The sequence below is a fragment of the Liquorilactobacillus capillatus DSM 19910 genome (assembly GCF_001434915.1).
GTDB lineage: Bacteria > Bacillota > Bacilli > Lactobacillales > Lactobacillaceae > Liquorilactobacillus > Liquorilactobacillus capillatus.
Window position 1 is genome coordinate 72760 of the sequence record NZ_AZEF01000027.1, and the last position, 14747, is coordinate 87506.

Annotated in this window: 12 protein-coding genes and 2 pseudogenes; 9 read left to right on the forward strand and 5 right to left on the reverse strand. The window is 32.4% G+C overall.

Annotated features, from left to right (window positions below; genetic code table 11):
* The first annotated feature begins 307 nt into the window (after positions 1 to 307).
* The 4 genes and pseudogenes from FC81_RS06005 (at position 308) to FC81_RS06020 (ending at position 5841) form a co-directional block, all read left to right on the forward strand.
* A complete protein-coding gene (locus FC81_RS06005) occupies positions 308 to 1921 on the forward strand; it encodes a peptide ABC transporter substrate-binding protein (protein WP_057744275.1) in 1614 nt (537 codons plus the stop codon).
* A 772-nt stretch (positions 1922 to 2693) separates the two neighbouring features.
* The gene (locus tag FC81_RS06010) at positions 2694 to 3116 is read left to right on the forward strand and encodes an Rrf2 family transcriptional regulator (protein ID WP_057744277.1); all 423 of its coding nucleotides are present in this window, start codon (positions 2694 to 2696) and stop codon (positions 3114 to 3116) included.
* A 96-nt stretch (positions 3117 to 3212) separates the two neighbouring features.
* Positions 3213 to 4986 (forward strand): annotated as a pseudogene (locus FC81_RS06015) (thiamine pyrophosphate-dependent enzyme).
* Positions 4987 to 5349: 363 nt separating this feature from the next.
* Positions 5350 to 5841: a nuclear transport factor 2 family protein gene (locus FC81_RS06020; protein ID WP_057744280.1), complete on the forward strand. Its 492-nt coding sequence runs from the start codon at positions 5350 to 5352 to the stop codon at positions 5839 to 5841.
* Positions 5842 to 5909: 68 nt separating this feature from the next.
* On the opposite strand, the gene FC81_RS06025 is transcribed toward FC81_RS06020, so the two are convergent.
* From FC81_RS06025 to FC81_RS11145, 3 genes are all read right to left on the reverse strand, one after another.
* The gene (locus FC81_RS06025; protein WP_057744283.1) at positions 5910 to 6305 is read right to left on the reverse strand and encodes a MerR family transcriptional regulator; all 396 of its coding nucleotides are present in this window, start codon (positions 6303 to 6305) and stop codon (positions 5910 to 5912) included.
* Between the two features lie 148 nt (positions 6306 to 6453).
* Complete coding sequence (locus FC81_RS11140) at positions 6454 to 6633, reverse strand: hypothetical protein (protein WP_235804641.1); 180 nt, start codon at positions 6631 to 6633, stop codon at positions 6454 to 6456.
* 132 nt (positions 6634 to 6765) lie between these two features.
* Entirely contained in the window at positions 6766 to 6978 is a 213-nt protein-coding gene (locus FC81_RS11145; protein WP_057744290.1) for a PhzF family phenazine biosynthesis protein, read from the reverse strand.
* 238 nt (positions 6979 to 7216) lie between these two features.
* Between FC81_RS11145 and FC81_RS06040 the strand changes: the two genes are divergently transcribed.
* The 5 genes and pseudogenes from FC81_RS06040 to FC81_RS06065 all read left to right on the forward strand — a co-directional run bounded on the left by FC81_RS06040 (position 7217) and on the right by FC81_RS06065 (position 12440).
* On the forward strand, positions 7217 to 7975 hold the full coding sequence (locus tag FC81_RS06040; RefSeq protein ID WP_057744293.1) for a DeoR/GlpR family DNA-binding transcription regulator: 759 nt from the start codon (positions 7217 to 7219) through the stop codon (positions 7973 to 7975).
* An 11-nt stretch (positions 7976 to 7986) separates the two neighbouring features.
* Positions 7987 to 8790 (forward strand): Cof-type HAD-IIB family hydrolase, encoded by an 804-nt coding sequence (locus FC81_RS06045; RefSeq protein WP_235804642.1) that lies wholly within the window; start codon positions 7987 to 7989, stop codon positions 8788 to 8790.
* A gap of 1414 nt (positions 8791 to 10204) precedes the next feature.
* Positions 10205 to 10298: pseudogene (locus FC81_RS11265) on the forward strand (ASCH domain-containing protein); the annotation flags it as partial.
* A gap of 687 nt (positions 10299 to 10985) precedes the next feature.
* The gene (locus FC81_RS06060) at positions 10986 to 11510 is read left to right on the forward strand and encodes an RpiB/LacA/LacB family sugar-phosphate isomerase (protein ID WP_057744303.1); all 525 of its coding nucleotides are present in this window, start codon (positions 10986 to 10988) and stop codon (positions 11508 to 11510) included.
* Between the two features lie 474 nt (positions 11511 to 11984).
* Positions 11985 to 12440: a GNAT family N-acetyltransferase gene (locus FC81_RS06065; protein WP_057744306.1), complete on the forward strand. Its 456-nt coding sequence runs from the start codon at positions 11985 to 11987 to the stop codon at positions 12438 to 12440.
* 1026 nt (positions 12441 to 13466) lie between these two features.
* Here the strand turns inward: FC81_RS06065 and lepB are convergent.
* Together lepB and FC81_RS06075 are read right to left on the reverse strand one after the other, a co-directional pair.
* A complete protein-coding gene (gene lepB / locus FC81_RS06070) occupies positions 13467 to 14063 on the reverse strand; it encodes a signal peptidase I (RefSeq protein ID WP_057744309.1) in 597 nt (198 codons plus the stop codon).
* Between the two features lie 121 nt (positions 14064 to 14184).
* A complete protein-coding gene (locus FC81_RS06075; RefSeq protein ID WP_157054731.1) occupies positions 14185 to 14589 on the reverse strand; it encodes a hypothetical protein in 405 nt (134 codons plus the stop codon).
* Positions 14590 to 14747: the final 158 nt, after the last annotated feature.

Sequence of the window (14747 nt, forward strand, 5' to 3'; positions counted from 1 at the left end):
ACCTTTTGTTACAAAAAAACTATCAATATTAGTTGACAGTTGTGTCTTAAACAATTAACCTAAGAGTAACATTAATATCTTCGAAAGGGGTTTCTGTTATGATTTACACTCAAAGCTTAACAATGGTAAATTGTTGTTCATGTTGTAAAAATTACAACATGCTATTTGATGTGTCGGTCGTGCAACAGGAAAACTCTATTAACTAAAAATAATTTTTTAGCTTATGATAGGGCCCTCGGTCACAAACTGACCGAGGGCTTTTTGAATATATTTAATGATCAGCTTTAATTAAAGAGGGGGCAATCTTATGAAAAAAAGGTTATTAGCTTTAACTGGGGTCGCATTAACAAGCATGGTAATGATGGCTGCGTGCGGAAGAAATAGTTCATCTGGTAAGTCAAAGCAGGTTCTAACAGTCGCAACCAATGCTGAAATGGCGACCTTGAGTACCACAAAATACAGTGATACTACTAGTTTAGAAGCTTTACAAAATTCATTTGAAGGATTATATCGGTTTAATACAAAGAATAAGCCAGTCCTAGCCGGTGCTTCAAATGTTTCAGTTAGCCAAGATCAAAAAACTTATACGTTTGATTTACGTAAAACCGCTAAATGGTCAAATGGTGACCCAGTAACAGCCACCGATTACGTGTATGCTTGGCAGAAGATGGTTGACCCTGCAACAGCATCACCAAACTCGCAACGGTTTCAACCAATTAAAAATGGAACTCAAATTGCTGACGGAAAGCTTCCCGTTAAAGATCTTGGAATCAAAGCTATTGGAACATATAAATTACAAGTTACACTGGAATCTCCTATCAGTTATTTCTCTGAATTAATGACTGGAGCTCCATTTTACCCACAAAATAAAAAAATTGTTGAAAAATACGGAAATGACTATGGAACTTCAGCTGCTAAAACTGTCTACAACGGACCTTTTGTTGTTAAAGACTGGTCTGGTACTAATCTTAAATGGGCCTATGTTAGAAATAAAAACTACTGGGATAAAAAAGATATTAAACTGCAAAAAGTTAACGTTCAGGTCGTTAAGGATCCATCGACAGCAGGTAAGCTCTATCAAACTGACAAATTGGATTATGCAATGCTGACTACAGATTACATAAAACAATATGAGCACACCGATGGGTACCATTCCAAAACAATTCCGCTCATTGGCTATATGTCATTTAATGTCCGTCGCAAAGCAACCGCTAATGTTCATTTCCGTAAAGCGATCGCTCTGGCATTTAATAAGAACTCACTCGTTAAAGACATTCTCCACGTTGGTTCGCCGTTAAATGGCATCGTACCAAAGGAATTTGCATTTAACTCTAAAACAAGCAATGATTACCGCCAAGATGCTGGTAACATGTTAACTTATAATTTAAAGGATGCACGGAAAGAATGGACAGAAGCTAAAAAAGAACTTGGCAGTAATAAGATCAATATTCAACTGTTGACTTCCGATACGACTGATTCTAAACAAATTGGTGAATATTTACAAAGTCAGTTAGAGACAAATCTGCCAGGGTTATCGGTTAGCTTGCAGTCAATTCCGTTAAAATCTCGCTTAGCAGCAACTACTGCGCATAATTATGATATTGTCTACGGAACCTGGCAGCCAGATTACGCTGATCCGGTTAACTTCATTAGTGATGGAGGACAATATCATATAAATGACGATTATAACAATAGCAATTTCCGTAATTTGTTAGATAAAGCTGCCACAACCTATGCCACTGATCCAGTTAGACGCTGGTCAACTTTGATTGAGGCAGAAAAACAATTATTGCAAAAAGATGCCTTTACAGCGCCTGTTTATCAGGGTGGCATGTCCTACTTACTGAAGAGCAAAGTCAAAGGTTTGCAGATTTCACCATATGGAACCGTGCTGTTCTATCGGAACGCAAGCATTAAGTAAAAAAAAGATTGTTAGCTTGGGTTGAAATTTAAAAAATGCAGCAAATATTCAATTATAGGTACAGTTTAAAAAATCGTTCTGTAAAAGGGCGATTTTTTCGTTTGAATTTAAAATTATAGTAAAACTTATTTTTGTAAAATAAGTTTAAAGTTTTGTTTGACGAAGCTCAAAAGGCTGCTATAGGTTCTACAGTTATTAATTTCGGAAATTACGATGAAAAAAATACCAAACTATTCATACGTCGAAGTAGCTGTGAAAATAACACTTTTATTTAATAGTAATGCAGTGGATTTTGTGATTACTGGTTATACTTCTGGTCAAGGAATGATGATTGCTTGTAATTCCGCGCGAAGATTGTGTGTGGATACATCCCTACACCTCATGATGCAAAGAGAAAGCAAGAAAATACAAAAATTTTCAAAGAATTAAGTATGATAGCTAAAATTAATTTTATGGATATCTTAGAACAATTAAGAAAAACATTTCTTGCTAACGTTTTATCCAATGACACAGGCATTAATTATATTTGCAGTAAATAAAATATGTTATTAGAACCGCTGTTATAGAGGAGCAAAAAATAATAGAACAACTAAGTTCTGCGATGAATTCTTTGCCTTTAATCACTACGGGTATACTGCCCCCAGCTGAGGATATGTTTTTAGTAAATGAGCTTAATTTAAAGCAAAAGTATCTTCTTGAAAATATCTTTATACTTCTCTCTTAATGAATTGTGCTATAATTAAGCACAATTTATTAAGAGAGAAGGAGTATTATGGCTAACACACAGTTAAGTGATGCAACACATATTTTAGTCTATATTGCACTGCATGAAAATGAAATAAACAACAGTGACAAAATTGCCAAAAGTATCAATACAGATCCTACTATGGTCCGAAGAATTATGTCGAAGCTAAGAAAAGCCAAGCTTTTAGGTTCAACTCAAGGAATTGCACGCCCTAGAATTTTACGTCCACTATTTAGAATCACGTTGAAAGATGTTTATTTAGCTGTTACAACAAAACGTTTTTTCCTAAACGTTGATTACAAAACATCTAGTACTTGTAAAGTTGGCTCACTAATTCCTGAAGTTATGTCGCAATATTTTCGTGAATTTCAAAGCAATGCAGAAGCTAAACTTGATAAAATTACAATACAGAACATAGTAGATGATATCATATTTTTACAAATAAAATAAAACTTATTTTTGGTAAGCTTTGACATCGGTGTAAGGCAGCTCTATCATATAGATGTGCTTTTAAAAAATACATCTATTAAAAACAATTTGGGGATAATTTATTTGAGAAAGATTAAAGCAGGTCATGCATTGGCAAAGATTCTAACAAGTTGGGATGTTGATCATCTTTATGGAATTACTGCCGATTCAATAAATAATACAGTTGATGGTTTCTACCAAGAAAAAGAAAAATTAAAATATATCCAAGTTCGCCACGAAGAAGTTGGTGCTTTAGCTGCCGCAGCTGACGCTAAACTGACTGGAACGATTGGTGTAACTTTTGGGTCTGCCGGTCCTGGAGCCGTTCATTTATTAAACGGTTTATATGACGCTAAAATGGATCGGGTTCCAGTTCTAGCAATTGTAGGTCAATCTGCAACAGGAGTTATGAACACAAATTTCTTCCAAGAAATGAATCAAGATCCTATTTTTGCTGATGTCGCAGATTTCCACAAACAAGTAACCACCGCAGAACAGATCCCATACGTTGTTGATGAAGCTATTCGTGCAGCTTATGCTTCTCATTCTGTTTCAGTCGTTATTGTTCCAGATGATCTTTCAGGCCAAGAAATTCAATTTAATGGTTTCAAAACGGCTCCGCTAAAAAACATTTCCAATTCAACTTTAAAGCCGCAAGTGCAAGATATGCTAAAAGTTGAAGAAGCACTTAAGGACGCTTCGCGTCCAATATTGTGGGTTGTTAAAGGGGTCTTTGGTGCTCAAAGTGAAATTACGGCTATTTCTGAAAAATTCAGTTTACCAGTTTTATCAACAGCACCTGCTACTGGTGTAATGCCAACTGATCATCCAAATTTTATGGGATCCCGTGGCCGCCTCGGAACAAAACCAGGATTTGAGGTTTCACAAGAAGCGGATCTTGTTTTATTTGTAGGAACTAATTTTCCATTTGCAAGATACTTACCGAGAAATATTAAATTTATTCAAGTCAATAATAATTTAGCTGATTTGGGGAAACAGCGAGACGCAGACATTACCGTCCTCGCAGATGCAAAACTCTTTTTACAAGAATTACTAAAAGCTGATTTTTCACTTAGACCCACTAAATTCTTAAAAGCTGCTCAATTAGATAAAAGTAACTGGGATCATTGGTTGAATAAAATAGCTGGATGATGCAGAAGGACTTAGTGCTGAAGGCGTAATGCGAGCCGTAAGTGAGAATTCTACTGATGATGCTGTTTTTGGTTTAGATGTCGGCAATAACACTGAATGGGCTCTTCGACAACTGCCGTTAAATAAACACCAGAAACTAACCATGTCGGCATGGTATGGCACAATGGGATTTGGTCTCCCTGCAGGGTTAGCAGCTAAGCTTAGTTTCCCTGATAAACAAGTTTGGAATATTTCTGGTGATGGTGGTTATGCGATGGTAATGCCTGACCTGCTAACTGAAGTAAAATATCACCTTCCTGTAATTAATATCGTCTTAGAAAACAAAGTATTAGGATTTATTCAACACGAAAAAATACTTGCTAACCAGGCTCCCTATGGTATTGACCTTATTGGAGCCGACTGGGCTAAAATAGCGGAAAACATGGGAGCCATCGGTTTTAAAGTCGCAAATTTAGCAGATTTAAAAAAAGCTATGACTAAAATTACTGATCTTCAACACCAAGGAAATCAATTACCAATAGTAATTGATGCAAAAATAAAAAATGTTGATCCAATTGACACAAGTTTTATGCCTCTTGACCCAGAAAAATTTGATAAAGAAACAATTATGCAATATCGTAAACAATATGCAATTAGTGAAAAAGATCAACCAGCTTTTAAAAAGCTTGTAGAGCTAGTCTTAAAGAGCGAAAACTATTAAAAGCAGTATATCTTCTGATTCTCAAAGAGAAACACATCTTTTTATCGTGTTTCTCATACATAGAATTATCAAAGAACGTTGATTATTATCTAACAAGAATAAAAAATCTTAAATTATGTTTTTAGTACTATTACATTTAAATTTAAAAGGAAAGTATTTATAAATTTTAAAAGTAAAATACTCAAATAAGAATACTGCTTTAAAAAAGCGCAAAATAAAAAGTTAAATATACATGATCCCGTTTTTATGTTCCGCATTGTAAAAAATTACTAATAGTAGGACCAATTTGATAAGTTTTAATTTTTTATTGCGTTAGAGTTAACTCCAACTGGTATATTATATGTATTCTAAGAAGATGGGGTAATGCTGATGACTTCTAATTTAATAACAACTATTGAAAAGGACAAATATATAAACGGTTTTAACCGGCAGGAGGAACTAACTGAACTCGAATTGCCAATAAACAATTTTTATCATGCTTTCAACACCAAAAATTTTAAGTTAATGAAAAAAGTATGGGCTAACGAAGAATATATTAGTATGGAGAATCCTGCAGGCGGTATGCGTTTTGGTTGGAACGATCTTGAAAATGTTTATCTGAAAGTCCTAAAAAATACATCAAACATACAAGCTGGGTTTTTCAATTACAGATTGTATAGAAATCAAAATACTTTCTGGTCTGTCGGCTATGAAAAAGTTATACTGAATCTAGATAGCGAAAAAAGAGTATTATTCATTAGAGTTACACGTATCTTCGAATTGTACGACAATTTATGGAAGTTGGTCCATCTCCACGGGTCTTTTGAGGATCCTATCGACTTAGCATTCTATCAGAAAGTCACTAAATCAAATTAAATTTAATAAGTTATTTTTAACATTCAAATAAAAAGGGTCTCTGTACCAGAGTTAAAAGCCATTAAGCTTTATGTGGCTTTTTTTGTTTCCTTCAGTTCAGCAAGTTCTTGTTCATATATTTTATATTTTTTGTGGATCAAATTAAGTGCCTGCTCAAGCTCCCGTTGTTTTTGAAGAATATTTATTTCGTGCTCAGCTAAAATCTGTCTTCTTTTCAAAACATTCTTAACATTTTTATGACTCATCAAGTTACCATATTGTTTAAGTGTCGATAAAGACATTCCCGTCGCCTTGACCTTTATCAAAAATTGGATCCATTCTAAATTTTTCTTAGTATATATCCTTTTTCCTGCGGAATCTCTTGAAACATTTCGGATAAGATCTATTTTTTCATAATAACGCAAGGTGTCTTTAGATAGACCCGTGATTTTACTGATATTGCTTATAGAATAAGATGCCTGCACTTTTATTTTCCCCCTAAGTATTAATGTTAAAATTACATTGAAATATATCTATCAAGTCTGACATTAGGATAATTATAATTCATGTCTAGTAGAAAAGACAAAGCACTCCTACGAGGAAGCCTTGTCTTCATTTTGAAGCAAAAACCAATTATTCAACATTTAGTTTCTTAGTTTCACAATAATATCCTCTACCACCGTAGCACTCACTAATTTCCTTAATTTTTTCAAGATTAGGTTGTAATGCACTTAGTCTGTTTTCGCTTTTTTTAGGAATTAAAATATCTTTTAACCCAATTGGTGCAATTTGAATTGGATACTCATCATCCAAAGCCTCAACCTCAAAGCATTTGAAAAATTTTTCTGGTGTAATGAAATCATAGTATACTGGTTTAGTTTGTTCCATAAAGATTTAATATTAATAGTAAGAACACCGCTCTTAGTTTCAATCGTATATTGAGATTTAGAAAGTTTCCTTAAATGAAATGCAACAATGCAGCAATGCAGCAAACGAACCGATTATAGTGTGACCGCATAAAGCAACTTCATCCCTTGGTGTAAAATACTCAAATCTATAATCAGCTATTTCTGATTTTGCTATAAAGGCTGTTTCTGCATGATCTAATTGTTTAGCAATTAACTTTTTCTGATCAGTAGTTAATGACTCCTCAAACAATACCATTACTTTCTATATTCAGAACGCTACTATAGCATAGAGAACATTTGTTCACTAGCTGCTCCCAGATTTCTAAAAAAGAGTATGCTGCATTCATAGATAGGATAGTCTGTTCTATAATAGAAATCTTCATTTCAATCATCAAACGCTTACAAACAATTGAAAATAATTCTTTATAGACTAAAAATCCTTTTTTTACTTAACCAAAATGGTAAAATTCTTTTGAGGTGAGAATAATATGAATCAAATAAGCAGGGTTTTGCTGATAAAACAAATGTTGAACGAAACGGATAGGGTGACTACAAAATATCTAACGGAGTATTTTAACGTATCTTTTGATACTGTTCGTAGGGATATATTGAGGTTGACCTCCACTGGTCAAGCAGTTCGTTTTCACGGTGGGATAATGAGCAATAACTTGAATGATGTCCCGAATTACCGTACACGTTCACATATCAAATCTCCAATCAAGTCGAATATGGCCGCTATTGCTGAAAAGATGGTCATACCCAAGCGATTATATTTTATTGGTACATCAACTACACTCACATTATTATGTGAACTTCTAAATAAAAAAAACATTACGGTGATTACAAATTCCATCGATAATGCTCTGAGCTTGTCGCAGAATATATTTCCACGAGTTGAATTACTTGGAGGACAGTTAGATAAGGGCAATCGTTATACCTACTCACTAGAAACATTGACTCAGTTAGATTATTTCACATTTGATACTATCTTTGTCGGTACATCGCGGATATGTGCAGAAGGCATTTATGTGGTTGATGAGGATGACGCGTTTATTTTAAAAAAGGCTATTGCACGTTCCAAAAGAATTATTGTCATTGCTGAACAATATAAGTTTAATTCAAAACAATCATCACCTTATAAACTAGCTGATTGTTCCGAAGTCGATATCCTCATTACAGATAGTAAACTACGCGAATCATATAAACAATGGTTTAAAGAATCTATTAAGATTCAATATGTCAAATGAGAGAAGGGATAATGATGATCAAACACATTTTTCTTGATATGGATAATACTTTGTTAAACTCCCAGGGTAATATTAGCATCCAAACACTTCACTTCTTACAAAAAACGGCATTACCAATTACTCTCGTTTCTGCTAGAGCCCCAATGGAAATGGATTTTGCTATTAAAGATCTAGCTTTAAGAAACGCTCAAGTTTCCTTTAATGGTGGACTAATTTTTGAAAAAAAACAAAACAAAAAGACCAGCGTGTTCTCATTACCGCTTGAATGCACGGATACCTATAAACTTCTAAAGCTAGTCACTGTTGATTACCCACAAGTATCCGTTAGTTGGTATACCAGAAACACATGGTACGCACGTAAAGTCGATAAAGGCACACTTTATGAATCCGAGCTGACTGGGTTTCAACCGGAGCTATTAGACAACATCAGCGTAGAAGCCTTAAAAAGCGAGCCAGTTTATAAAATAATGATCATTTCCTTTGCTAATGAAACACTTAAGAACATCGCTGAAAAGATCAATGAATTATCTTTGAATATCTGTGTCAAGTTCTCTGGTCATAATTATTTAGAGATAACTGGTTCTAATGCAACAAAAAACAATGCAATAGCATACATTCAGGCCAGCCAAAATTTAAAACAAGAAGAATTAGCAGCTTTTGGGGATGGTCAAAATGATATTGAGATGTTCAAGGCTGTTGGAACTCCAATCGCAATGGAAAATGCGGCAAATAACGTTAAAAAATATGCTAAGTTCATTACACTATCCAATGACAGGGATGGAATAGTATATGGGATTAAAAAATATCTTTTGTAAAACAGCATTTTTAATGCCACAAGGTAATTACATCGTAATAATATTTACGAACCTCAAATTCGAACAAATTCACTTTGGTCGGTCAACTGTAACATATTTTGTCCAATCCAAGTAAGTTAGAACAACCTTCATGAGTATCAAAATAAGACATGGTACACCATGGAATACTTACTTTAACAGTTATGATTATGTGAAAGATATGGAGTTGTAGAGGAGGGTAGTATGCGTTTAACGCACCCTTGCTAGGACATGTAAACAAGAAAAGAAAAAAGTATGAAAAGATTAATTTAACAAAATTTTAGAAGAATTATGAGTTATAACTTTATTTTTGAATTTCTTTTATTTTGCTTCTAAAGTTAAGAAAATACATTGACCATCCCCAAAAAAATTGTGCTGTGAAATAACTATTTATTGGAACAACCAGAGGGTACAAAAAACATATTATCGCAGCTATGACGAACAGCTTTTTTAATAAGCCTTTACTGATGTTGGGGTGTTTGTTTAAAAATGTAACTAGGTAATCCTCTAATAAAAAATAAATATAAAATTGAAGGGAAACTAATACAGAAATAACAATAAACACTAGCGGATTTTCAAAAAAATCTTCCAATAATTTGATTTCCACGATAAAACCAACTTTCTCAATATTTAAAATTACAAATTATATATTATGGTAAAACTATTAAGACAACAAGTAAATGTTTTTTTGTTTGACAGGTTTGTAATTTTTATTACTAAACTAACATTCAAATTAAGACTAAATATTACTAGCTAAACTATATGTTTTGATTAATAATACTTAATAGAAAGAAGGAGAAATATGCAGCGAAAACAAACTCACCACTTAGTACCATTTGAGTGTGGTCAAATTGATTATTTATGGAACATCGTAGAAATCCACAATCAAGTGAAATAGCCCATTGATTACACCTTATAACTGGGAATTTATCGCAATATGGTTTCCAGGAGTTTCAGAAGATAACTTGGCTACGCAGCTGTCAAAATAGCGGTATACGAAAGATGTTTAAACATGTACCACAACAGCAATTAGATAATCTTGTTATTTAGAGGAATTTAGCTGAGTTTTGCCTATTTTCATGAAGAAAATAGGACCTTATTTATATGAAAGGAACAATCTTTTAGGCTTATAAGTTCTCTATTCATTTTCATGTATTAACTTTCACAACGGACGATTTTTTTACGCAATCTGAGTATCTTAGGGGAGCTGTACTGCACTCCTGTCATGCTGCAAAAATCAATTATGAAATCGTGGGGAAACACTGATAATTTTCTGCACACCTATGTATTTCCCAGATAGATGAATTACATTAGAAAACAACTAATTATCTTATCAAATATCTGGATAACAAGAATTTTTTTCAATCAAAATGAGAAGAGAGGTCTTTTTTTGTTAATGGGATTGAATCATGATCAATTTTTATTAGTCGAACAAGGTGTTAAAACAATTGAGATTCGCTTAAATGATCCAAAACGCTCACTTTTAAAAATTGATTCATCAATTACGTTCAAAGATTTAAAAACGCAAAAGGAACTCAGTGTTAGTGTAAATAAAATATATAAATTTAAAACTTTTTTGCATTTTGGTAGATGAACACGGAAGTAGCCATTATACTTCAATGGCTAGATTACTAGATTCAAAAGTTAATCATGGATAGAAAGTGAGAAGGCCATTGGTCCAGTGACCTATACATGCCAGCAATGCTGGGTGTGAAGTGCGATAACCCAAGTAATTGGAGAGCGAAATACTATAAATTTACTAAAAATCAATTCTCTGATTTACAATGATAAAGGAGTAATTAAAACTATAATTATTATCAGAATATAAGTATAAGTAAACTAAGCTCAGTGAAAAGTCAATGCTTTTCAGACTATACAACATTGATGCCATATAAATGATGCATTTATTATCGTAATATCTAGAGATCCCCACAAACACCCAATTTAAGAAGGAAGCATGAATTACTGCTAAAGGAAAGTCTAAAAATAAAAGAGAAGAAACAAAAATAAAAAAGCGTTAAATATTCAAGAAATAATATAAAAGAGACCCGCCTACGCAATTTATCAATAACAGCACAAAAATATTTGTTTTTAATATAAATCACGCCTTTTAATTATTATTTTTGGCTTTTTATTAAATAAAATAAACGAAATCTAAAGAAAAGAGGTAAGAAATTTTGAAAATTGGTTTTGCAATAGCTAGTACTTTGCTTGATAAACATGATTTGTTATTCCAGATAATTAAAAGGGTTTCAGGAAAATATGGTCATACTGTTATTGATTTAAACAACAGTGAAAAAGAGACATTAGACTATATTGACGTTGCTATTTTGGGTGGTACTGCTTTAAATAAAGGTAAAATTGACTATTTTTTAACCGGTTGTAGCTCTGGACTAGGCATGCAAATTGCTTGTAATGCTATTCCAAATGTCATTTGTGGATACGGCACAAGCTCAATAGAAGCAAATTTATTTTCAAGAATTAATAAGGGAAATGCTTTCTCTTACCCTTTTGCCTTAAACTGGGGGTGGGCTTCAGAGAAAAAATATGAGAATGTTCTTGAATCCTTGTTTAAAGGATTTACACAATTACCTTATCCAGAGCGTGATACAACTAGAAAACTATCAGCAACTGAAAAGTTAAAACGTCTTAAATCCATATCACAGCTTTCTTTTGATGAATTTACAGAAAAATACAATTAGTTGATACCACATAAATGGCAAGCCTATAACGAGATATATTGATTCAAGAAAAAATTTCAAAGAAGAAAACCTGAATTATTACCAAAAAAGTTTTAGATGATAAATGGTCATACAAATGATCGCTGAGATATTCAAAGAACCAAAATCGAGTTTTAATACGGATTTATGACCGGCTTTAATGCACTATAATAATTTCTAGTATTATTTATATTATCAGTATAAACATCGCCACAGAAGCCACAATAAACAAATAAACAGTAGAGTAGAATAGATACTCAAGCGAAGAGAACACCTAAATTAAAAGCCAAACAGAATTTTAGCAAGTTATATCTTTTTTTACTGATCGAAAAATAAGGTAACAATAATATTACTCATAAGTAATTACAATTGGTGAATTGATATTTAATATATTATATACTATTGTTTTATAAAAATAGGTCGACCATAGCTTTGATTTGTTAAGGGGGAATTTAGTTGATTAAGAGAATTGACGTTATTACCGAAAATGAATTAAATCAAATTATGAAAATCTGGCTTAATTGCAACATAGATGCCCATAACTTTATTTCAGAAAAATATTGGCAAGATAATTATGACTATGTAAAAGATATTTTACCGTCTGCAGAATTATTTGCATATTATAAAAACAATGTAATAATTGGCTTTTTAGGGCTAACAGACAACTATATTGCTGGTATATTCATCAACAAAGAATTTTGTTCACTAAGTATAGGGACAAAATTATTAGATACTATAAAAAAGAAAAGATCTATTTTGAATTTATCCGTATACGAAAAAAACAAAAGAGCAATTAACTTTTATTTAAAAAATGGTTTTTTAATTAAGGATAAAGCTATTGATACTTCCACGGATGAACTGGAATATCAAATGCAATGGAATAAACAGACTGTTAACCTAAGGAAAGGTTGAAGCGGGGCTAAAAAAATGTGTCTTTTTATAATAAAAATCATAGTTGTTATTTCTACCGCCTAAATATTTTAAAAAGATATGCATTGAAAAACGGTTCCATAGAATTATGACAAAAGTAGGGTGGCTATTACAAATTGACTACATAAAAACGTTCTAAACGTCAAAAGTCAATGTAATTACTTGAGATGAGTGATAAGAAATGATATTGTTCAATTATTCACATTTAATAATGAATTTAAATTTCAAATCATGTCATATTTTGCATATCTATATAGTCTCTGAGAAACTTGGATCTAGCTAAAACGCTAATCGAACGACACTACGTAAGTATTTTCCAAAGAAATTACACTTTGAACACGTTACAAATGATGATTCAAGCTGTGCTTTGCCTAAAATCTGTTTAAGGAATATTGAAAGCACTTCAAAACGTTGATTTTAAGCAATTTTCAATAGCAAGCCTTAATTATTTTGAAAATACACGATTATTACTAATTAACGTAGTTTAAGTAAAAATCAGCTGTAAATCAATAAAAAATCACTGAATAAACCAATAAAATGACTAAATTAAACTTGAAAATCAAAATTAGCCACAAAAATTTTACCAGCGATTTGAATAAATTTTGCCGGTCATAAATCTATGTGATTGATTTTTTTGGAACTTTTTATAATTTTTTGAATTTATTTTTCTTTTTGAAAATTATTTTTATGGCTTAAAAACATTGCTTTAACAAGCTTTTAAAGACCTAAATAAGTAGTTAAACAACATGAAGAGAGGTAACTGGACTTGATATGCCTCTTTAATTTCTTATTTTAGCTAGTTTACATAATATATATTATCGAAAGTAGTATTGAAAGCAAAATTAGGTCCTGGTCTTATATTTTAAACAAGTTTAATCATTATTAGCTTGATTACTTATGCTTTAGGTTAACTCATGCTACTTTGGTTCTTAAAATTAACCAAAATAAAAAAGCAGCTGCTTTTTTATCCATAACAACTGCTTTTTCTAGTGACTTGATAGCTAAGTCTTACTTTTGTCCATATGAGTTAATTACATCACTTTGATCATTCCAGAAAACAACTTTAACAACTCCATCGATCTTACCCTTAGGCACAAAACCGTAATAACGACTATCATTTGAATTTCTACGATTATCTCCAAGTACGAAATATTTACCTGCTGGTACTGTAAAGGTCTTGCCTGTCCCCAAAGTTACACCAGGAGCCTTAGCTAGCTCTGAGCTTAACATTAATGTACCTTCGCGTCGCTGTGAATTTGTAATATAACTTTGCGACTGTTTCTTTCCATTCACGAAAACACTACCATCGTTACGATATTCAATCTTGTCCCCTGGCATCCCAATGACACGCTTCACGTATTTGGTATCATTAGTAATAGAAGGAGAACTCTTATCGACCCCATGAGCGTTGAAGACGATTACGGTGTTATGCTTAATCTTAGCTTGCCGCAGCATCATAACCCGTTCATTATTTTGCAGATTAGGATACATTGATGTTCCATCAACCTTAACTAGCGAAAATAAAAATTGCTTTACAAGTAATGCTATTACCAAACCAATTATTACTGGAAGAATCCAACTCATTATTTCCTTAAAAACTTTCATTTTTTCTCCTTTAAGTCAAAATTTAAACTCATTTTTTTCTTAAACCTAATATACCACTAGAATCGACTTGATATCAATAACGCCCGCTTATAAGATACGCAAGTACACTCAGCTGTATAATCTAAAAAATATCAAATTTAACTTTATCGTCGCAACTGTCTTTACTTAGTATATAGAGATAGATAAAAAAGATACTACACGTCAATAACTCGTAAAATAAGAACCAAGTATTACTTTCATATAGAAAAGGCATAAGTATACTTATCATATTCATCGTTATGCGTAATATAAAGTAAGGTTGTCCAAAAAAGAATAAATTACTTATGAGTGCCAAAAGACCTGTTAAAATCAAGAGAATCGTCACCACAACAATTAACGGCATAATAGCAGTATTTACTAACTTAGTAATACTTTGCGTTGTATATCCCTGTTGCTGGTACAACTTGATCAACATCTTAAAACATAGATCTTTAAGAACATAGATCATGCTCAATATTCCTACCAACATGTTTAAAAGTTTATTCAAAGTATCTCATCCCTCACACTCACTATTCTTTAAATAACATTGCAATCTCATTTTTCTATAATTACACTTACTCCGAAAGTAATTGTAACGCACTGTTTACTCTAGTAATAGCTGAATTAGGTTTCAATAAGACTTTTTAAATTAATTTTAAAATGTTG

Excerpts from the sequence above, each read along its gene's own strand:
- FC81_RS06005 (WP_057744275.1), top strand. The coding sequence starts at position 308 with ATGAAAAAAAGGTTATTAGCTTTAACTGGGGTCGCATTAACAAGCATG.
- FC81_RS06010 (WP_057744277.1), top strand. The coding sequence starts at position 2,694 with ATGGCTAACACACAGTTAAGTGATGCAACACATATTTTAGTCTATATT.
- FC81_RS06020 (WP_057744280.1), top strand. The coding sequence starts at position 5,350 with ATGCTGATGACTTCTAATTTAATAACAACTATTGAAAAGGACAAATAT.
- FC81_RS06040 (WP_057744293.1), top strand. The coding sequence starts at position 7,217 with ATGAATCAAATAAGCAGGGTTTTGCTGATAAAACAAATGTTGAACGAA.
- FC81_RS06045 (WP_235804642.1), top strand. The coding sequence starts at position 7,987 with ATGATGATCAAACACATTTTTCTTGATATGGATAATACTTTGTTAAAC.
- lepB (WP_057744309.1), bottom strand. The coding sequence starts at position 14,063 with ATGAAAGTTTTTAAGGAAATAATGAGTTGGATTCTTCCAGTAATAATT.